The organism is Geobacillus sp. 46C-IIa, assembly GCF_014679505.1.
In the GTDB taxonomy this organism is placed as follows: domain Bacteria; phylum Bacillota; class Bacilli; order Bacillales; family Anoxybacillaceae; genus Geobacillus.
In genome coordinates this window covers 3,300,327-3,321,172 of sequence record NZ_CP061474.1, presented here as the reverse complement: position 1 = coordinate 3,321,172, position 20,846 = coordinate 3,300,327, and the positions used below count along the sequence as shown (strand labels likewise).

Annotated in this window: 15 protein-coding genes, 3 rRNA genes and 1 other annotated feature; all 18 genes read left to right on the top strand. The window is 53.9% G+C overall.

What is annotated here, in order from left to right:
- The first annotated feature begins 97 nt into the window (after positions 1 to 97).
- Positions 98 to 1,655: ribosomal RNA gene (locus IC803_RS16685) — 16S ribosomal RNA — on the top strand.
- Between the two features lie 455 nt (positions 1,656 to 2,110).
- Positions 2,111 to 5,039: ribosomal RNA gene (locus tag IC803_RS16680) — 23S ribosomal RNA — on the top strand.
- A 372-nt stretch (positions 5,040 to 5,411) separates the two neighbouring features.
- Positions 5,412 to 5,528: ribosomal RNA gene (gene rrf, locus IC803_RS16675) — 5S ribosomal RNA — on the top strand.
- The 16S, 23S and 5S rRNA genes sit together here, the layout of an rRNA operon.
- Positions 5,529 to 5,814: 286 nt before the next feature.
- A complete protein-coding gene (gene ctsR / locus IC803_RS16670; RefSeq protein ID WP_063167019.1) occupies positions 5,815 to 6,276 on the top strand; it encodes a transcriptional regulator CtsR in 462 nt (153 codons plus the stop codon).
- Between the two features lie 14 nt (positions 6,277 to 6,290).
- On the top strand, positions 6,291 to 6,839 hold the full coding sequence (locus IC803_RS16665) for a protein-arginine kinase activator protein McsA (RefSeq protein WP_081210597.1): 549 nt from the start codon (positions 6,291 to 6,293) through the stop codon (positions 6,837 to 6,839).
- 4 nt (positions 6,840 to 6,843) lie between these two features.
- A complete protein-coding gene (locus IC803_RS16660) occupies positions 6,844 to 7,935 on the top strand; it encodes a protein-arginine kinase McsB (protein ID WP_081210599.1) in 1,092 nt (363 codons plus the stop codon).
- Positions 7,932 to 10,367, top strand: coding sequence for an ATP-dependent protease ATP-binding subunit ClpC (gene clpC / locus IC803_RS16655; RefSeq protein WP_081210601.1), 2,436 nt, complete (start codon positions 7,932 to 7,934; stop codon positions 10,365 to 10,367). The genes IC803_RS16660 and clpC overlap by 4 nt, the downstream gene beginning before the upstream one ends.
- 73 nt (positions 10,368 to 10,440) lie before the next feature.
- Positions 10,441 to 11,814: a DNA repair protein RadA gene (gene radA, locus IC803_RS16650; RefSeq protein WP_081210603.1), complete on the top strand. Its 1,374-nt coding sequence runs from the start codon at positions 10,441 to 10,443 to the stop codon at positions 11,812 to 11,814.
- Between the two features lie 207 nt (positions 11,815 to 12,021).
- Positions 12,022 to 13,116: a PIN/TRAM domain-containing protein gene (locus IC803_RS16645; RefSeq protein ID WP_081210605.1), complete on the top strand. Its 1,095-nt coding sequence runs from the start codon at positions 12,022 to 12,024 to the stop codon at positions 13,114 to 13,116.
- Positions 13,117 to 13,137: 21 nt separating this feature from the next.
- Complete coding sequence (gene ispD / locus IC803_RS16640) at positions 13,138 to 13,824, top strand: 2-C-methyl-D-erythritol 4-phosphate cytidylyltransferase (RefSeq protein ID WP_081210607.1); 687 nt, start codon at positions 13,138 to 13,140, stop codon at positions 13,822 to 13,824.
- 14 nt (positions 13,825 to 13,838) lie between these two features.
- Positions 13,839 to 14,321 (top strand): 2-C-methyl-D-erythritol 2,4-cyclodiphosphate synthase, encoded by a 483-nt coding sequence (gene ispF / locus IC803_RS16635; protein ID WP_081210609.1) that lies wholly within the window; start codon positions 13,839 to 13,841, stop codon positions 14,319 to 14,321.
- 229 nt (positions 14,322 to 14,550) lie between these two features.
- Complete coding sequence (gene gltX / locus IC803_RS16630) at positions 14,551 to 16,020, top strand: glutamate--tRNA ligase (protein ID WP_081210611.1); 1,470 nt, start codon at positions 14,551 to 14,553, stop codon at positions 16,018 to 16,020.
- Between the two features lie 77 nt (positions 16,021 to 16,097).
- Positions 16,098 to 16,334: a binding site (T-box leader), on the top strand.
- A gap of 57 nt (positions 16,335 to 16,391) precedes the next feature.
- Positions 16,392 to 17,066 carry a serine O-acetyltransferase gene (gene cysE, locus IC803_RS16625; RefSeq protein ID WP_184320292.1) on the top strand — a complete coding sequence of 225 codons (675 nt, stop codon included), beginning with the start codon at positions 16,392 to 16,394 and terminating at the stop codon, positions 17,064 to 17,066.
- A complete protein-coding gene (gene cysS, locus IC803_RS16620) occupies positions 17,044 to 18,447 on the top strand; it encodes a cysteine--tRNA ligase (protein WP_081210615.1) in 1,404 nt (467 codons plus the stop codon). Before cysE ends, cysS begins: the two co-directional genes overlap by 23 nt.
- A gap of 2 nt (positions 18,448 to 18,449) precedes the next feature.
- Positions 18,450 to 18,872, top strand: a complete 423-nt coding sequence (locus tag IC803_RS16615; protein ID WP_081210685.1) for a Mini-ribonuclease 3 — start codon at positions 18,450 to 18,452, stop codon at positions 18,870 to 18,872.
- A complete protein-coding gene (rlmB, locus tag IC803_RS16610) occupies positions 18,872 to 19,609 on the top strand; it encodes a 23S rRNA (guanosine(2251)-2'-O)-methyltransferase RlmB (protein ID WP_063167432.1) in 738 nt (245 codons plus the stop codon). Before IC803_RS16615 ends, rlmB begins: the two co-directional genes overlap by 1 nt.
- 3 nt (positions 19,610 to 19,612) lie before the next feature.
- Positions 19,613 to 20,125, top strand: a complete 513-nt coding sequence (locus tag IC803_RS16605) for an NYN domain-containing protein (protein ID WP_081210619.1) — start codon at positions 19,613 to 19,615, stop codon at positions 20,123 to 20,125.
- Between the two features lie 36 nt (positions 20,126 to 20,161).
- Positions 20,162 to 20,845: an RNA polymerase sporulation sigma factor SigH gene (gene sigH / locus IC803_RS16600; protein WP_221436867.1), complete on the top strand. Its 684-nt coding sequence runs from the start codon at positions 20,162 to 20,164 to the stop codon at positions 20,843 to 20,845.
- The last annotated feature ends 1 nt before the right edge of the window (position 20,846 follow it).

Here is a 20,846-nt window from a genome sequence, read left to right as displayed (position 1 = left end):
CCTCGTTCCTTGAAAACTGAACGAAACAAAGCGCAACGAAAAGCTGAGGTCCGCGGCACCTTTGGTGCTGAGGCCGAAGCGCAAGCCAATCAACTTTCTATTGGAGAGTTTGATCCTGGCTCAGGACGAACGCTGGCGGCGTGCCTAATACATGCAAGTCGAGCGGACCGAATGAGAGCTTGCTCTTGTTTGGTCAGCGGCGGACGGGTGAGTAACACGTGGGCAACCTGCCCGCAAGACCGGGATAACTCCGGGAAACCGGAGCTAATACCGGATAACACCGAAGACCGCATGGTCTTTGGTTGAAAGGCGGCCTTTGGCTGTCACTTGCGGATGGGCCCGCGGCGCATTAGCTAGTTGGTGAGGTAACGGCTCACCAAGGCGACGATGCGTAGCCGGCCTGAGAGGGTGACCGGCCACACTGGGACTGAGACACGGCCCAGACTCCTACGGGAGGCAGCAGTAGGGAATCTTCCGCAATGGACGAAAGTCTGACGGAGCGACGCCGCGTGAGCGAAGAAGGCCTTCGGGTCGTAAAGCTCTGTTGTGAGGGACGAAGGAGCGCCGTTTGAACAAGGCGGCGCGGTGACGGTACCTCACGAGAAAGCCCCGGCTAACTACGTGCCAGCAGCCGCGGTAATACGTAGGGGGCGAGCGTTGTCCGGAATTATTGGGCGTAAAGCGCGCGCAGGCGGTTCCTTAAGTCTGATGTGAAAGCCCACGGCTCAACCGTGGAGGGTCATTGGAAACTGGGGGACTTGAGTGCAGGAGAGGAGAGCGGAATTCCACGTGTAGCGGTGAAATGCGTAGAGATGTGGAGGAACACCAGTGGCGAAGGCGGCTCTCTGGCCTGCAACTGACGCTGAGGCGCGAAAGCGTGGGGAGCAAACAGGATTAGATACCCTGGTAGTCCACGCCGTAAACGATGAGTGCTAAGTGTTAGAGGGGTCACACCCTTTAGTGCTGCAGCTAACGCGATAAGCACTCCGCCTGGGGAGTACGGCCGCAAGGCTGAAACTCAAAGGAATTGACGGGGGCCCGCACAAGCGGTGGAGCATGTGGTTTAATTCGAAGCAACGCGAAGAACCTTACCAGGTCTTGACATCCCCTGACAACCCAAGAGATTGGGCGTTCCCCCTTCGGGGGGACAGGGTGACAGGTGGTGCATGGTTGTCGTCAGCTCGTGTCGTGAGATGTTGGGTTAAGTCCCGCAACGAGCGCAACCCTTGCCTCTCGTTGCCAGCATTCAGTTGGGCACTCTAGAGGGACTGCCGGCTAAAAGTCGGAGGAAGGTGGGGATGACGTCAAATCATCATGCCCCTTATGACCTGGGCTACACACGTGCTACAATGGGCGGTACAAAGGGCTGCGAACCCGCGAGGGGGAGCGAATCCCAAAAAGCCGCTCTCAGTTCGGATTGCAGGCTGCAACTCGCCTGCATGAAGCCGGAATCGCTAGTAATCGCGGATCAGCATGCCGCGGTGAATACGTTCCCGGGCCTTGTACACACCGCCCGTCACACCACGAGAGCTTGCAACACCCGAAGTCGGTGAGGTAACCCTGACGGGAGCCAGCCGCCGAAGGTGGGGCAAGTGATTGGGGTGAAGTCGTAACAAGGTAGCCGTACCGGAAGGTGCGGCTGGATCACCTCCTTTCTAAGGACGAAAAGCGGAAGCGCCGCGATCGGCTCTCGAAGCCAAATGTTCTTCACCCGCAGGGGTGCTTGCACCCCGAGGGGGAAGGTGATTTGGCAGAAGAGAGCCAGGCGCTGGAGCTAGACAGTACGAAAAGCGAAGGCCGCCCGCCTATCGGCGAAACGCGCTGGAGGGCCTGCGAGGAGGCTCGAACCAAGCAAAGCTTGGTTCTGCGTGGGTGGTGCCATAGGAGCGTATGCAATGTGTCGCCGCCGCAGCAGGACCGAAGCGTCGCGAGTCGATGGCGGCCGGAGCTAGACAGGACGAAAAGCGAAGGCCGCTAACGGCCAACCATGAACAAATCGCGCTTTCGTTTCGTTCAGTTTTGAGGGAACGAGTAATGTTCTCTCAACGACAAAGATCGTTCCTTGAAAACTAGATAACCGATAAACAAAGGAAGAAGCCGAGACGCTGTAGGTTAAGCTAGAAAGGGCGCACGGTGGATGCCTTGGCACTAGGAGCCGATGAAGGACGGGGCAAACGCCGAAACGCTCCGGGGAGCTGTAAGCAAGCGTTGATCCGGAGATGTCCGAATGGGGGAACCCCCTGTCCGTAATGGGACAGGATCCATGCCTGAATCCATAGGGCATGGAGGGCACACCCGGGGAACTGAAACATCTTAGTACCCGGAGGAGAAGAAAGCAAACGCGATTCCCTGAGTAGCGGCGAGCGAAACGGGAACAGCCCAAACCAAGAGGCGTGCCTCTTGGGGTTGTAGGACCGCTCATGTGGGAGTGAGAAAGGAACGGGGTAGACGAACCGGTCTGGAACGGCCGGCCAGAGAAGGTGAGAGCCCTGTAGTCGAAACTTCGTTCCCTCCCGAGCGGCTCCTGAGTACGGCGGGACACGGGAAATCCCGTCGGAAGCAGGGAGGACCATCTCCCAAGGCTAAATACTCCCTAGTGACCGATAGTGAACCAGTACCGTGAGGGAAAGGTGAAAAGCACCCCGGAAGGGGAGTGAAAGAGAACCTGAAACCGTGTGCCTACAAGTAGTCAGAGCCCGTTTATGGGTGATGGCGTGCCTTTTGTAGAATGAACCGGCGAGTGACGATGGCGTGCGAGGTTAAGCCAAGAAGGTGGAGCCGCAGCGAAAGCGAGTCTGAACAGGGCGCATGAGTACGTCGTCGTCGACCCGAAACCAGGTGATCTACCCATGTCCAGGGTGAAGGCCGGGTAACACCGGCTGGAGGCCCGAACCCACGCACGTTGAAAAGTGCGGGGATGAGGTGTGGGTAGGGGTGAAATGCCAATCGAACTTGGAGATAGCTGGTTCTCCCCGAAATAGCTTTAGGGCTAGCCTCAAGGTAAGAGTGTTGGAGGTAGAGCACTGATTGGGCTAGGGGCCCTCATCGGGTTACCGAACCCAGTCAAACTCCGAATGCCAATGACTTATCCTTGGGAGTCAGACTGCGAGTGATAAGATCCGTGGTCAAGAGGGAAACAGCCCAGATCGCCAGCTAAGGCCCCTAAGTGCACGTTCAGTGGAAAAGGATGTGGAGTTGCGAAGACAACCAGGATGTTGGCTTAGAAGCAGCCACCATTTAAAGAGTGCGTAATAGCTCACTGGTCGAGTGACTCTGCGCCGAAAATGTACCGGGGCTAAACGTGCCGCCGAAGCTGCGGGATGACCGTTGGTCATCGGTAGGGGAGCGTTCTAAGGGCAGAGAAGCCAGACCGGAAGGACTGGTGGAGCGCTTAGAAGTGAGAATGCCGGTATGAGTAGCGAAAACAGAGGTGAGAATCCTCTGCGCCGAAAGCCTAAGGGTTCCTGAGGAAGGTTCGTCCGCTCAGGGTTAGTCGGGACCTAAGCCGAGGCCGAAAGGCGTAGGTGATGGACAACAGGTTGAGATTCCTGTACCACCTCCTTCCCGTTTGAGCGATGGGGGGACGCAGGAGGATAGGGTGAGCAGGCGGCTGGAAGAGCCTGTCCAAGCAGTGAGGCTGGCCAGCAGGCAAATCCGCTGGCTAAAAGGCTGAGCTGTGATGGCGACGGATTCGATCCGGAAGTCCCTGATTCCACACTGCCAAGAAAAGCCTCTAGCGAGGGAAGAGGTGCCCGTACCGCAAACCGACACAGGTAGGCGAGGAGAGAATCCTAAGGCGCGCGGGAGAACTCTCGTTAAGGAACTCGGCAAAATGACCCCGTAACTTCGGGAGAAGGGGTGCTCTTTCGGGTGATGAGCCTGGAAGAGCCGCAGTGAAAAGGCCCAAGCGACTGTTTATCAAAAACACAGGTCTCTGCGAAGCCGAAAGGCGAAGTATAGGGGCTGACACCTGCCCGGTGCTGGAAGGTTAAGGGGAGCGCTTAGCGCAAGCGAAGGTGCGAACCGAAGCCCCAGTAAACGGCGGCCGTAACTATAACGGTCCTAAGGTAGCGAAATTCCTTGTCGGGTAAGTTCCGACCCGCACGAAAGGTGTAACGACTTGGGCACTGTCTCAACGAGAGACCCGGTGAAATTATACTACCTGTGAAGATGCAGGTTACCCGCGACAGGACGGAAAGACCCCGTGGAGCTTTACTGCAGCCTGATATGGAATTTTGGTATCGCTTGTACAGGATAGGTGGGAGCCTGAGAAGCCGGAGCGCCAGCTTCGGTGGAGGCGGCGGTGGGATACCACCCTGGCGGTATTGAAATTCTAACCCGCACCCCTTAAGCGGGGTGGGAGACAGTGTCAGGTGGGCAGTTTGACTGGGGCGGTCGCCTCCCAAAAGGTAACGGAGGCGCCCAAAGGTTCCCTCAGAATGGTTGGAAATCATTCGGAGAGTGCAAAGGCACAAGGGAGCTTGACTGCGAGACGGACAGGTCGAGCAGGGACGAAAGTCGGGCTTAGTGATCCGGTGGTTCCGCATGGAAGGGCCATCGCTCAACGGATAAAAGCTACCCCGGGGATAACAGGCTGATCTCCCCCAAGAGTCCACATCGACGGGGAGGTTTGGCACCTCGATGTCGGCTCATCGCATCCTGGGGCTGTAGTCGGTCCCAAGGGTTGGGCTGTTCGCCCATTAAAGCGGTACGCGAGCTGGGTTCAGAACGTCGTGAGACAGTTCGGTCCCTATCCGTCGCGGGCGCAGGAAATTTGAGAGGAGCTGTCCTTAGTACGAGAGGACCGGGATGGACGCACCGCTGGTGTACCAGTTGTCCCGCCAGGGGCACCGCTGGGTAGCTATGTGCGGACGGGATAAGCGCTGAAAGCATCTAAGCGTGAAGCCCCCCTCAAGATGAGATTTCCCATCGCCAAAAGCGAGTAAGATCCCTCGAAGATGACGAGGTCGATAGGTCCGAGGTGGAAGCGTGGCGACACGTGGAGCTGACGGATACTAATCGATCGAGGGCTTAACCTAGAAAGGAAAAGCGGAGGCCGCCCGCCTATCGGCGAAACGCGCTGGAGGGCCTGCGAGGAGGCTCGAACCAAGCAAAGCTTGGTTCTGCGTGGGTGGTGCCATAGGAGCGTATGCAATGTGTCGCCGCCGCAGCAGGACCGAAGCGTCGCGAGCCGATGGCGGCCGGAGCTAGACAGAAAGTGGAAGCGCCGCGTTTAGCTCTCGAAGCCAAATGTTCTTCACCCGCAGGGGCGCTTGCGCCCCGAGGGGGAAGGTTATTTGGCAGAAGAGAGCTAGGCGCTGGAACTGGACAATAGAAAAGCGCAGGCGAGCGGCTTCTTCCCCAACACGGTTATCTAGTTTTGAGGGAATGATCCCCACAACGTTATATGGCCTAGTGGTGATAGCGGAGAGGAAACACCCGTTCCCATCCCGAACACGGAAGTTAAGCTCTCCAGCGCCGATGGTAGTTGGGGCCAGCGCCCCTGCAAGAGTAGGTCGCTGCTAGGCCGAACAAAAAAGCACGTCTTTTCCTTTAGGAAAAAGACGTGCTTTTTCGCTTATCAGCAGGCTGATGTTTCGTTAGCTGAAAAAACGGATATTCTATAGTTAGTTTGACTTCTCCCGTAACTCTTGCAATTTTTCATCATACATTATATAGTAAAAGTAAGGTCAAATATAGTCAAAGTCAACAAGAAGGCGACGATGCCGGTTTCTCCCTACTAGGCCATCCGTTACTGGATGGCAGCTGGCTTCATCTCCAAGCAGCTTGGTTGTGAGGAAGGTGGGAGGTAGAGTGCCAAACATTTCCGACATTATTGAGCAATATTTAAAGCAAGTACTCAATATGAGCGACCAAGATATCGTTGAAATTAAACGAAGCGAGATCGCTAATAAGTTTCAATGTGTCCCATCGCAAATTAACTATGTCATCAATACGCGGTTTACGCTTGAGAGAGGATATATCGTCGAGAGTAAGCGCGGTGGCGGCGGATATATCCGCATCATGAAAGTGAAGACGAAAAGCGAGGCCCAGCTCATTGATCAGCTGCTCGAGCTCATCGGCCACCGCATTAGCCAGTCGAATGCTGAAGATGTGGTAAAACGTCTTGTTGAAGAAAAGGTGATTTCGGAGCGGGAGGCGAAAATGATGTTAAGCGTGATGGATCGCTCCGTTTTATACATTGGCTTGCCCGAGCGGGATGAACTGCGGGCGCGCATGTTAAAGGCGATGTTGACGTCGCTGAAGTACAAGTAGGGGAGGGGGAGGCGTTGATTTGTCAAGAATGCAAGCAGCGGCCGGCGACGATGCATTTTACGAAAATTGTCAATGGGGAAAAAACGGAATTCCATCTTTGTGAACAGTGTGCCAAAGAGCATGGGCATATGTTTATGCTCTATGGCAATGATGACTTTCCGCTCAACAACCTGTTAGCAGGGCTGCTCAACTTCCAAGCCCCGATGAAAGAAATGACGGCGAACGCGTTTCCGAATCCGGATTTGCTCCAATGTGAGACGTGCAAAATGACGTATCATCAGTTCACGCAAATCGGACGGTTCGGCTGTGCGGACTGTTACCGGACCTTTGCCCGCTACTTGCCGCCGATTTTGAAACGGCTTCATAGCGGAAATACCGCCCACTCAGGGAAAATCCCGAAGCGAAAAGGCGGCGTTCTCCATTTGCGCAAGCAGCTTGCTTTGCTGAAGCACAAGCTCCAAGAGCTGGTCGCCCGTGAGGAGTTTGAGCGGGCGGCCGAAGTGCGCGACCAAATCCGCTCTTTAGAGGACGAACTTCGCCAACGCGGAGAGGGGGAGATGTAGCGGTATGTCATTTGAGAAGTTTTTCAATACGGCGGTCAGCTCTTGGATGAGCCAAGAGGGACCAGATTCAGACATCGTCTTGAGCAGCCGCATCCGGCTGGCTCGCAATATTGTTGATTTCCGCTTCCCGACGCTGTTTAACAGCGAGGAAGCCAAACAAATCGTCGCTCTGTTTGAGCGGACGTTTGCCCGTCGTTCATACGGGGGGGCAGGCCGCTTTGAGCTGCTAAAAATGTCGGAGCTTCAGCCGATTGAAAAACGGGTATTAGTAGAAAAGCACTTAATTAGTCCGCATTTGGCGGAGGATTCCCCGTTTGGCGCCTGTCTGCTTTCGGAAAATGAGGAAATTAGCATCATGATCAATGAAGAAGATCATATCCGCATCCAATGCTTATTTCCAGGGCTGCAGCTCGCTGAGGCGCTCGAGGCGGCGAGCGGATTGGACGATTGGATTGAAGGGCACGTCAACTATGCCTTCGATGAGCGGCTTGGTTATTTAACGAGCTGCCCCACCAATGTCGGAACGGGGCTTCGGGCGTCTGTGATGATGCATCTTCCGGCGCTCGTATTGACGCAACAGATCAACCGCATTATCCCTGCCATCAACCAGCTCGGACTTGTCGTCCGCGGGACATACGGGGAAGGAAGTGAGGCGTTGGGGAATATATTCCAAATCTCCAACCAGCTTACACTTGGAAAGTCGGAAGAGGACATTGTCGCTGATTTGCATACGATCGTCCAGCAGCTGATCGCCCAAGAAAGAGCGGCCCGTCAGGCATTAGTGAAAACTTTAGGCATACAATTAGAAGACAAGGTGTTCCGTTCATACGGCATATTGGCCAACTGCCGCGTCATCGAGTCGAAAGAGGCGGCACAGTGCTTGTCAGATGTGCGTTTAGGGATCGATTTAGGATATATCAAAAACATCCCGCGCAACATTTTAAATGAACTGATGATTTTAACGCAGCCAGGTTTCCTGCAGCAATATGCCGGCGGGGCGCTCCGCCCTGAGGAACGGGATGTCCGCCGGGCGGCGTTAATTCGGGAACGTTTAAAGATGGAAGAACGAAGAAAGATGGAGGGTGATGAACGATGATGTTTGGCAGATTCACGGAACGGGCGCAAAAGGTGCTGGCGTTGGCGCAGGAAGAAGCCATTCGCCTTGGCCATAACAATATTGGTACGGAACACATTTTGCTCGGGCTGATCCGCGAAGGCGAAGGGATCGCTGCTAAAGCGCTCATGGCGCTCGGACTTGGCCCGGATAAAATTCAGAAAGAAGTTGAGTCGCTCATCGGCCGCGGCAGCGAAGTATCGCACACGATCCACTACACGCCGCGGGCGAAAAAAGTGATTGAGCTGTCGATGGATGAAGCGCGGAAGCTCGGTCATTCGTACGTCGGCACAGAACATATTTTGCTTGGACTGATTCGTGAGGGCGAAGGAGTGGCGGCCCGCGTGTTGAACAACTTAGGGGTGAGCTTGAACAAGGCGCGTCAACAAGTGTTGCAGCTGCTCGGCAGCAATGAATCGGTATCAGGCCACGGCGGCGGAGGCGCCTCGCATGTAAGCACGCCGACGCTTGACAGCCTCGCCCGCGATTTAACGGCGATCGCCCGTGAAGGGCGGCTTGATCCGGTCATCGGCCGGAGCAAAGAAATCCAGCGTGTCATTGAAGTGTTGAGCCGGCGGACGAAAAACAACCCGGTGCTGATCGGGGAGCCGGGTGTCGGGAAAACAGCGATCGCCGAAGGATTGGCTCAGCAAATTGTCAATAACGAGGTGCCGGAAACGCTGCGCGACAAACGGGTCATGACGCTCGATATGGGTACGGTTGTCGCCGGGACGAAATACCGCGGCGAATTTGAAGACCGATTGAAAAAGGTGATGGACGAAATTCGTCAGGCAGGCAACATCATCTTGTTCATCGATGAGCTTCATACGTTAATCGGCGCCGGCGGGGCCGAAGGGGCCATCGATGCTTCGAACATTTTAAAACCGGCCTTAGCGCGCGGGGAACTGCAATGCATTGGCGCGACAACGCTTGATGAGTATCGGAAATACATCGAGAAAGATGCCGCGCTCGAGCGCCGCTTCCAGCCGATTCATGTCGATGAGCCGACGGTGGAAGAATCAATCCAAATTTTAAAAGGGCTGCGCGACCGCTATGAAGCGCACCATCGCGTCTCGATTTCCGACGAGGCGATCGTGCAGGCGGTTAAACTGTCCGACCGTTACATTACCGATCGTTTCTTGCCGGATAAAGCGATTGATTTGATTGACGAAGCTTGCTCGAAAGTGCGCCTCCGTTCGTTCACAGCGCCGCCGAAACTGAAAGAGCTCGAGCAAAAGCTTGAGGAAGTGCGGAAAGAAAAAGATGCAGCCGTACAAAGTCAAGAATTTGAAAAAGCGGCCTCGCTGCGCGATATGGAACAACGGTTGCGCGAAGAGCTCGAGGAAACGAAACGGGCATGGAAAGAAAAGCAAGGCCAAGAAAACTCTGAGGTAACCGTCGAAGATATCGCCGCAGTCGTCTCGAGTTGGACCGGCATTCCGGTATCGAAACTGGCCGAGACGGAAACGGAACGGCTGCTCAAGCTTGAGGAAATTTTGCATGCGCGCGTCGTCGGCCAAGACGAGGCGGTCAAAGCGGTTGCTAAAGCCGTGCGTCGCGCCCGGGCCGGTTTGAAAGATCCGAAACGCCCGATCGGTTCGTTTATTTTCCTCGGCCCGACCGGCGTCGGGAAAACGGAATTGGCCCGCGCCTTGGCAGAGGCGATGTTTGGCGACGAAGACGCCCTCATCCGCATTGACATGTCCGAGTATATGGAAAAACACTCGACATCGCGGCTCATCGGTTCGCCGCCAGGGTATGTCGGCTACGAAGAAGGCGGCCAGCTGACAGAAAAAGTGCGCCGCAAACCGTACTCGGTCGTTTTGTTGGATGAGATGGAAAAAGCGCACCCAGACGTGTTTAACATTTTGCTGCAAGTATTAGAAGACGGGCGGTTGACCGACTCGAAAGGACGGACGGTCGACTTCCGCAACACGATTATCATTATGACGTCCAACGTCGGCGCCGATGCGCTGAAACGCAACAAGTACGTCGGCTTTAACATTCAAGATGGGAACCAGCAATATAAGGACATGAAAAGCAAAGTGATGGATGAACTGAAAAAAGCGTTCCGTCCGGAGTTTTTGAACCGGATCGACGAAATTATCGTCTTCCATTCGCTCGAAAAAGACCATCTGAAACAAATTGTCCGCCTGATGGCCGATACGCTTGTGAAGCGGCTGAGAGAACAAGATATTGACCTTGAACTGACCGAGGCAGCCATTGAGAAAATTGCCGCCGAAGGGTTTGATCCGGAATACGGTGCCCGTCCGCTGCGCCGCGCCTTGCAAAAACATATCGAGGACCGTTTGTCTGAGGAATTATTGAAAGGCACGATCGCCAAAGGGCAAAAAGTCGCTGTCGATGTTAAGGACGGAGAGTTTGTTGTGTTGTCGAAACAGGCGGTCGTGTAAAGAAAAAAGGTATGCGGCAGCTTGCTGCCCATACCTTTTTTATATGGAAAACGTTGTAGAAAGGATTAGACGGATGGTGAAAAAGAGAACAAAATTCGTTTGCCAAGAATGTGGGTATGAATCAGCCAAATGGCTCGGCCGCTGTCCGGGCTGCCAAACGTGGAATTCGTTCGTTGAAGAAATTGAGCGAGCGAAACCGGCTGCGCGCGGGGCGTTTCTTCATTCCGAGCCATCGGGGCCGGCCAAACCGGTTCCGATTACAGCCGTTACGGCAGCGCAAGAGCCGCGCATTGAAACGGACAGTGCGGAGCTCAATCGCGTGCTCGGCGGGGGAATCGTCAAAGGCTCGCTTGTCTTAATTGGCGGCGATCCAGGCATCGGCAAATCGACGTTACTGCTACAGACATCAGCGCAGCTTGCTGCGGCCGGACACACGGTGTTGTATATATCCGGTGAGGAATCGGTGAAGCAAGTGAAGCTGCGCGCCGGGCGCCTCCGTGCCGAGTCCAATCAACTGTATGTGTTAGCGGAGGCGGATTTGGAATACATTGTAACAGCAATTGAAACGATTCAGCCTGCCTGTGTGATTGTCGATTCCATTCAGACGGTGTACCGGACTGATATTACGTCAGCGCCGGGCAGCGTCGCCCAAGTGCGCGAGTGCACCGCTGAGCTGATGAAAATCGCCAAGACGAAAGGCATCGCCATTTTCATTGTCGGCCATGTGACGAAAGAAGGAGCGATCGCTGGGCCACGCTTGCTTGAGCATATGGTCGATACGGTTCTTTATTTTGAAGGGGAGCGGCATCATACGTACCGCATTTTGCGGGCGGTGAAAAACCGCTTCGGTTCGACGAATGAAATCGGCATTTTTGAAATGCGTGACATCGGGCTGCGAGAGGTGGAAAACCCGTCGGAAGTGTTTTTGGAAGAGCGGTCGCGCGGGGCGGCTGGCTCGACGGTTGTCGCGGCCATGGAAGGGACGCGCCCGGTGCTCGTTGAAATTCAGGCGCTCGTTTCGCCGACGAGTTTTGGCAATCCAAGGCGGATGGCGACCGGCCTCGACCATAGCCGCGTATCGCTGCTCATGGCCGTGCTTGAAAAGCGGGTGGGGCTGCTGTTGCAAAACCAGGACGCCTATTTGAAGGTGGCTGGCGGGGTAAAGCTTGACGAACCGGCCATCGATTTGGCGGTCGCTGTCAGCATCGCCTCGAGTTTCCGCGACCGGCCAACCAACCCGGCCGATGTCATTATCGGTGAGGTCGGCTTGACCGGGGAGGTGCGCCGTGTTTCCCGTATTGAACAACGCGTGCAAGAGGCTGTCAAATTAGGGTTTTCCCGTGTCATTGTGCCAAACAACAATTTGACCGGCTGGCAGCCGCCTGCAGGCGTCAACGTGATCGGTGTTTCGCATGTGGCCGAGGCGCTCGAGCATACGATGTTATAAACCGAATCAAATGACCGAACCTTTTTCTCTAGATGGACGTAAGAAATATAGTGGGGGTTGAAGCAAATCGGCCCGCTGCACGGGCACCTGTCGCTTATGATTACAAGTAGGTGTCAAATGTTCAAAAATGGTTAAAAATTGCCTTCCAATTGGTTTCAAACATTGGAAACTGTTTATAATGTTAGATAGGGAGGTGAAGATGAGCCGATGGTCAAACGCGTTGTACAACTATTTTTTCTCGCGGTGGGCGGAACGTTGGGGGCCATGTTTTTGCCCGATTTGCTTGAGCTGTTGAATGTAAGCGGCATGCCGCTTGTCAATAATTCCTATACGCTGGCGGTGTTGGGCGCGGTTGTTTTCTTTTTGTTGACGTTTTGGCTTGTCGATTATGTCGTCGATATGGTCCGTTGGGCTGAGGAAACGCTAGTAAAGGCGCCGGCCGCTGACGTGCTCTTTGGCAGTATCGGGCTGATTTTTGGTCTTATTATCGCGTTTTTAGTCGTTATGCCGTTGCAGTCGTTTCGCATTCAAGTGTTGAATACGGTGTTGCCGATTTTTTTGACCGTGCTGCTTGGCTATTTAGGATTTCGCGTTGGGTTAAAGAAACGGAATGAGCTGATGAACTTATTTTCTCTTTCCAATCGAATGACGAAGAAAAAAGGCGGAGAAGTGGAAAACGAAGCGCCGAAAGGCGGAGCGGTAAAAATTTTAGATACGAGCGTCATCATTGACGGGCGGATCGCCGACATTTGTCAAACCGGGTTTCTCGAAGGGCCGCTTGTCATCCCCCGTTTTGTATTAGAGGAGCTCCAGCATATCGCTGATTCTTCCGACGTGCTGAAGCGAAACCGCGGCCGCCGCGGTTTGGATATTTTAAACCGCATCCAAAAAGAGATGGCGATGAAAGTGGAGATTCACGAAGCGGATTTTAGTGACGTCCAAGAAGTCGACAGCAAGCTCGTTAAGCTGGCGAAACAGCTCCAAGGTGTGGTCGTCACGAACGATTTCAACTTAAACAAAGTGTGTGAGCTGCAAAACGTGCGCGTCCTCAATATCAACGATTTAGCGAACGCCGTCAAACCGGTCGTGCTGCCGGGCGAAGAGTTGAACGTGCACGTCATCAAAGACGGGAAAGAGCATAACCAAGGTGTCGCCTATTTGGATGATGGGACGATGATCGTTGTTGAAGATGGCAAAGAATATATCGGCAAACGGGTTGACGTTTTGGTCACGAGCGTGTTACAAACATCTGCGGGGAGAATGATTTTTGCCAAACTGAAACTGTTGCAAAAGGCGCTGTAAAAAGAACAGGGGAAACGTCCAATGAACTACGAAGCGATCGTATTGGCGGCCGGACAAGGGAAGCGGATGAACGCCGGCATGAACAAGCAATTTATTGAACTTGACGGCGAGCCGCTCATCGTCCGGACGCTGAAAGTGTTCGATGGCGATGAGCGGTGCACCGGCATTGTGCTTGTCGTCAACCCGGCTGAACGAAGCCGGTTCGAGCAGCTGCTTGAACGCTACCGCATTCGAAAAGTAGCGGCGTTCGCCAACGGCGGACAGGAGCGGCAACATAGCGTTTATAATGGATTGCAGGCGCTGAAGGGCGGGGGGATTGTCCTCATTCATGACGGCGCCCGCCCGTTTGTTCGCGTCCGGCATTTGCATGAGCTGGCTGATGCCGCGGTTCAATACGGCGCGGCCATTCCGGCGGTGCGGGTGAAAGACACGATCAAAAAAGCGGGCGGTTTGTTTGTCGAACAGACGATTGATCGTTCCAGCTTGTGGGCGGTGCAAACGCCACAAGCTTTTCGTCTGTCTTTAATCATGGAAGCGCACGAAGAGGCGAAAAAAGCCGGTTACCTCGGCACAGACGATGCCAGCCTTGTCGAACGGCTCGGCAGGCCGGTGAAAATCTTGGAAGGGGACTATCGAAACATTAAATTGACAACCCCGGAAGATCTTTTATTTGCCGAGGCGATTTTGGCGAGCCGCATTGCGGAGTAGATGGGGGTGAAGAGATGTTTCGCATTGGACAAGGGTTTGACGTCCATCAACTGGCCGAAGGGCGTCCACTCATTATCGGCGGCATACATATTCCGTATGAGAAAGGGCTGCTTGGCCATTCCGATGCCGATGTGCTGCTTCACGCGGTGGCGGATGCATGCCTTGGGGCGATTGGCGCCGGCGATATTGGGCGGCATTTTCCAGATACGGACCCGCGCTATAAAGATGCTGACTCAACCGAGTTGCTCGCGCACGTATGGGCGCTCGTCCGGCAAGAAGGGTATACGCTAGTTAATGCGGACTGCACCATTATCGCACAAAAGCCGAAGATGGCACCGTACATCGAGGACATGAAGACGATGATCGCCCGGCTGCTCGAAGCCGAGCGTTCGCAAGTGAATGTGAAGGCCACGACGACAGAAAAACTGGGATTCACTGGGCGCGAAGAAGGCATTGCCGCCCAGGCGGTCGTATTGCTGCAAAAGAGCAGGGCGTAATATTTGGGTGCTGCGGCGCCTGATGATGACCGCTTAGGAAGCGGCGGCATGACGGGTCCGGAAGCGTTCCGGCCTCGTGTTTTTCCGCCCAGGGCGTGAAGGCGCCGAGCGGAAGGGGTCGGTGTCCGGCGGCACAGCGCTGATGAGGGGAGCCGTCCGTTTTGAACTTTGCGGTGATAAACGGTACAATAATAGCACAAGTTTTTGATGAAAGTGGAGGGGTTGGACGATGGCAAAAGACGTGCGCGTGCGCTATGCGCCGAGCCCGACCGGTCATTTGCATATCGGCGGGGCGCGGACAGCGCTGTTTAACTATTTGTTTGCCCGCCATCACGGCGGAAAAATGGTCGTCCGCATCGAAGATACGGATATTGAACGGAACGTTGAAGGCGGCGAAGAGTCGCAGCTTGAAAACTTAAAATGGCTCGGCATTGATTATGATGAATCGGTTGACAAAGACGGTGGCTACGGGCCGTATCGGCAGACGGAGCGGCTAGACATCTACCGGAAGTATGTAAACGAATTGCTCGAACAAGGGCATGCGTACAAATGTTTTTGCACACCGGAAGAGCTCGAGCGGGAACGGGAGGAGCAGCGGGCGGCCGGTATTGCCGCTCCGCAATACAGCGGCAAATGCCGCCATTTAACGCCGGAGCAAGTCGCTGAACTTGAAGCGCAAGGGAAGCCGTATACGATCCGCCTGAAAGTACCGGAAGGGAAAACGTACGAAGTGAACGATCTAGTGCGCGGCAACGTGACGTTTGAGTCGAAAGACGTCGGCGACTGGGTCATTATGAAGGCGAACGGCATTCCGACGTACAATTTTGCCGTCGTCATTGATGACCATTTGATGGAAATCAGCCATGTGTTCCGCGGCGAGGAGCATTTGTCCAACACGCCGAAACAGCTCATGGTGTATGAATATTTCGGTTGGGAGCCGCCGCAGTTCGCCCATTTGACGCTCATTGTCAACGAGCAGCGGAAAAAGCTGTCCAAGCGCGATGAATCGATCATTCAGTTTGTGTCGCAATATAAAGAACTGGGCTATTTGCCGGAGGCGATGTTCAACTTTTTCGCCCTCCTTGGCTGGTCGCCGGAAGGGGAAGAAGAAATTTTTACGAGAGACGAACTGATCCGCATGTTCGACGTCGCTCGGCTGTCGAAATCGCCGTCGATGTTTGATACGAAGAAACTGACATGGATGAACAATCAATATATCAAAAAGCTTGATCTCGACCGGCTTGTCGAGCTGGCGTTGCCGCATTTAGTGAAAGCTGGACGCCTGCCGTCGGACATGAGCGATGAGCAGCGGCAATGGGTGCGCAATTTGATTGCCTTGTATCAGGAGCAAATGAGCTACGGGGCGGAGATTGTTCCGCTGTCCGAGCTGTTCTTTAAAGAAGAAGTCGAATATGAAGATGAAGCCCGCCAAGTGCTCGCCGAAGAACAAGTGCCGGACGTGCTTTCTGCCTTTTTAGCGAATGTGCGGGAGCTTGAACCGTTTACGGCCGATGAGATTAAAGCAACGATCAAAGCGGTGCAAAAGTCGACTGGGCAAAAAGGGAAGAAGCTGTTTATGCCGATTCGCGCCGCAGTGACCGGGCAAACGCACGGACCGGAGCTGCCGTTTGCCATTCAGCTGCTTGGCAAGCAAAAGGTGATCGAACGGCTCGAACGGGTGCTGCAAGAAAAATTTTAGTTGATCTTGTATGCACGTTTGCTTTGCAGCTGTGGTATAATAATACAAAGTTTGTCGGTTGAACAAGCACACATAATGATAAAGCGTTGACGAGGAGAAGTAGGTGACATCGGCATTCCAGAGAGAACCGCCTTGGCTGGGAGCGGTTTATGCCCGATGTTGTCTGAAATGCGCCTCGGAGCCTCCTTTCGAACCGGAACAGAGACGTTCTGCAGTAGAGGGGAGCGGAGCATCTCCGTTATCGGACTCGAGCGAGCGAAACGGCGCATCCGTTTCGCTAAACAGAGTGGAACCGCGCCAAAAGCGTCTCTGTGTCTTCGGCACAGAGACGCTTTTTTATTCATCATCGAATGGGATGGAGGGAGGACATTATGTTTAAAACATTAAAAGAAGACATCGAAGTCATTTTCGAACAAGACCCGGCAGCAAGAAGCTATTTGGAAGTGATTTTAACGTATTCGGGTTTGCATGCCATCTGGGCGCACCGGATCGCCCATGCGCTTTACAAACGGAAATTTTTCTTTCTTGCCCGTTTGATTTCGCAAATTAGCCGCTTTTTCACCGGCATTGAAATCCATCCGGGCGCAAAAATCGGCCGCCGCTTTTTCATCGATCACGGCATGGGAGTGGTCATCGGCGAGACGTGCGAAATCGGCGACAACGTCACCGTCTATCAAGGGGTTACATTAGGCGGGACAGGAAAAGAAAAAGGGAAGCGCCATCCGACGATTAAAGATAACTGTTTGATCGCTGCCGGCGCGAAAGTGCTCGGTTCGATTACGATCGGGGAAAACTCAAAGATCGGCGCTGGGTCGGTTGTGTTAAAAGATGTGCCGCCCAATTCAACGGTTGTCGGCATCCCCGGCCGCGTTGTCGTGCGCGATGGGGTAAAGGTGAAAAAAGATTTAAACCATACCGATTTGCCGGATCCGATCGCCGACCGGTTCCGGGAGCTTGAAGCCGAAATCGCCCGGCTGCAAAGCGAGCTTGAGGCATTGAAACACCAAGAAAGGAAGAGCGAATATGAGCAGCATCCGGCTTTATAATACATTGACGCGAAAAAAAGAACGGTTTGAGCCGCTTGAACCGAACAAAGTGAAAATGTATGTATGCGGCCCGACGGTCTATAATTATATTCATATCGGTAATGCCCGCGCTGCCATCGTCTTTGACACGATCCGCCGCTATTTGGAGTTCCGCGGCTATGATGTGACATATGTGTCCAACTTTACGGATGTGGACGATAAGCTGATCAGGGCTGCCCGTGAGCTCGGCGAGAGCGTTCCGGCGATCGCCGAGCGGTTTATTAAGGCGTATTTTGAGGACATTCAAGCGCTCGGCTGCAAAAAGGCGGATATCCATCCGCGCGTGACGGAAAATATCGGAACGATTATTGAATTTATTCAAGCGCTTATTGACAAAGGGTATGCGTACGAAGTTAACGGCGACGTATACTATCGGACGCGCAAGTTTCCCGGCTACGGCAAATTGTCGCACCAGTCGATTGACGAACTGCAGGCGGGAGCGCGCATCGAAGTGGGAGAAAAGAAAGACGATCCGCTCGATTTTGCTCTTTGGAAAGCCGCAAAAGAAGGAGAGATTTCTTGGGACAGCCCATGGGGGAAAGGGCGGCCCGGCTGGCATATCGAATGCTCGGCGATGGCGCGCAAATATTTAGGTGATACGATCGACATTCATGCTGGCGGCCAAGACTTGACGTTTCCGCACCATGAAAACGAAATTGCCCAGTCGGAGGCGCTGACCGGCAAACCGTTTGCGAAATATTGGCTGCACAATGGGTATTTAAATATTAACAATGAAAAAATGTCCAAGTCGCTTGGCAATTTTGTGCTCGTTCATGATATTATTCAGCAGGTTGACCCGCAAGTGTTGCGTTTCTTTATGCTGTCGGTGCACTACCGCCATCCGATCAACTACAGCGAGGAGCTGCTTGAGAGCGCGCGGCGCGGGCTCGAACGGTTGAAGACAGCATACGGCAACTTGCAGCACCGGCTTGGAGCGAGCACGAACTTAACCGACAACGATGAGGAGTGGCTTTCGCGCCTTGCGGATGTCCGTGCCTCGTTCATTCGTGAAATGGACGATGATTTCAACACCGCCAACGGCATTGCTGTCCTGTTTGAACTCGCCAAGCAAGCGAACTTGTATTTGCAGGAGAAAACGACGTCCGAGAACGTCATTCACGCGTTTTTGCGCGAGTTTGAGCAACTGGCGGATGTGCTCGGCCTTACTTTGAAACAAGAAGAGCTGCTTGACGAAGAAATTGAGGCGCTGATCCGCCAGCGCAACGAAGCGCGGAAAAACCGTGACTTTGCCTTAGCCGACCGCATCCGCGATGAGCTGAAAGCGAAAAATATCATTTTGGAAGATACGCCGCAAGGGACGAGATGGAAACGGGGATCGTAAACATGGCACAGTTTGAGATGATCCATGATGTGAAACAATTAAACGGCCTGGCGCTCGCCTATATCGGCGACGCCGTTTATGAGGTGTATGTGCGCCGCCATTTGCTTGCGACCGGCAACGTTCGGCCGCATGAGTTGCATCGGCGGGCGATCCGCTACGTGTCAGCGCGGGCGCAGGCGAAAGTCATTTTAGCTTTGCTTGACGAAGACGCGCTGACCGACGAGGAGAAAGCCATCGTCCGCCGCGGCCGCAACGCCAAATCGGGCACGATCCCGAAAAACACGGATGTCCAGACGTATCGGCATAGTACAGCGTTTGAAGCATTAATCGGGTACCATTTTTTAAGGAACGATGAGAGGCGAATCGATGAGCTAATCGACCGTTCATTTGCCATTATTGAAAGGGAAGAAAGGGCGTTGGAATGATGGATTACATTATCGGCAGAAATCCGGTCATTGAAGCGCTCAAATCTGGGCGCGACATCAATAAAATTTGGATCGCCGAAGGGGCGCAGCGCCACGCCGTCGAGCCCGTTCTCGAATGGGCGAAGCGGCGGGGCGTGCTCGTCCAATATGTCCCGAAGCGCAAGCTTGATCAAATGGCCGAAGGGGCGCACCAAGGGGTCATCGCCCAAGCGGCGGCGTACCGCTACTATGAGGTGGATGACTTATTCGCCCGCGCCGCTGAACGCGGGGAGGCGCCGTTTTTCCTCGTGTTGGACGAGCTTGAGGATCCGCATAATTTAGGCGCCATCATGCGTACGGCCGATGCGGTGGGGGCGCATGGGCTCATCATCCCGAAGCGGCGTTCGGTCGGGCTGACGCCAACGGTCGCGAAGGCGTCAACCGGAGCCATTGAGCACGTTCCGGTTGCGCGCGTGACGAACTTGGCGCGGACGATCGATGAGCTGAAAGAGCGGGGAGTGTGGGTAGCCGGAACCGATGCAGCCGCCAAAGACGACTACCGTTCGCTTGACGGTACGATGCCGCTGGCGCTTGTGATCGGCAGCGAAGGAAAAGGCATTAGTCGCTTAGTGCTCGAAAAGTGTGATTTTCTATTCCGGCTGCCGATGCGCGGGCATGTCACCTCGCTTAACGCTTCCGTTGCCGCCAGCCTGCTCATGTATGAGGTGTACCGGAAGCGGTATCCATTAGGGGAATAGCCGATGAACATTTTGATTGTTGACGGCTATAACATCATTGGGGCATGGCCGGCGCTGCGCCGGTTAAAAGAAGAGGGCGATCTGGCCGCAGCAAGGGATTTGCTGATTGATAAAATGGCCGATTACAAAGGGTTCACCGGGGATCATGTCATCATCGTTTTTGACGCCCACCTCGTGCAAGGGAACGAGAAAAAGTATAAAAATTACGATGTTGACGTCATTTTTACAAAGGAAAATGAGACAGCCGACGAACGGATTGAACGGTTGGCGAAAACGTTAATGAATGCACGCACAAAGGTGTATGTAGCGACGTCTGATTATACAGAGCAATGGACGGTGTTCAGCCAAGGCGCCTTGCGCAAATCGGCGCGCGAACTGCTGTACGAAATCGAGGCGGTCGAGCGGGACATTTCCAAAAAGCTGCGGGATATCAAGCAGCGCACCCCGATCTCGAAAATGCCGCTCAATGATCGAGTTGCCGAAATTTTTGAAAAATGGCGAAGAGGACAAAAATGAGCGGTTGACGCTGTAAAAATTTGTACTGTATAATAAATGTTAGCGATTGATGCGGTCGGGGGGATCAGCGTGGGGGAATGCTTCAAAGTAGACAAAGCAAGGGACTATCAACAGCTTGAGGATGAACAACTTGTCGCACTCGTTCATAAAGGGGATGGGGAGGCGCTTGATTTTTTAATTCACAAATACCAAAACTTTGTGCGTGCCAAAGCCCGCTCGTACTTTTTAGTCGGGGCCGATCGGGAAGATATCGTGCAGGAGGGGATGATCGGGCTGTATAAGGCAGTCCGCGATTTTAAGGGGGACAAGCTTTCTTCATTTAAAGCGTTTGCAGAACTTTGCATCACAAGACAAATGATCACCGCCATTAAAACGGCGACCCGCCAAAAACACATTCCGCTCAACTCTTACGTTTCTTTAGACAAGCCCATTTACGATGACGAATCAGATCGGACGCTCATGGATGTGTTGTCCGGCGCGCAGGCGACAGATCCGGAAGAATTGATTGTCAACCGCGAGGAAGTCGACGATATCGAGTTGAAGATGACGGAGTTGCTGAGCGACTTGGAGCGGAAAGTGCTTGCTTTATATTTGGATGGGCGCTCGTACCAAGAGATTTCTGAAGAGTTGAACCGCCATGTCAAATCGATCGACAACGCCTTGCAACGCGTTAAACGGAAGCTCGAAAAGTATTTAGAATACCGGGAGATCAGCTTATAGG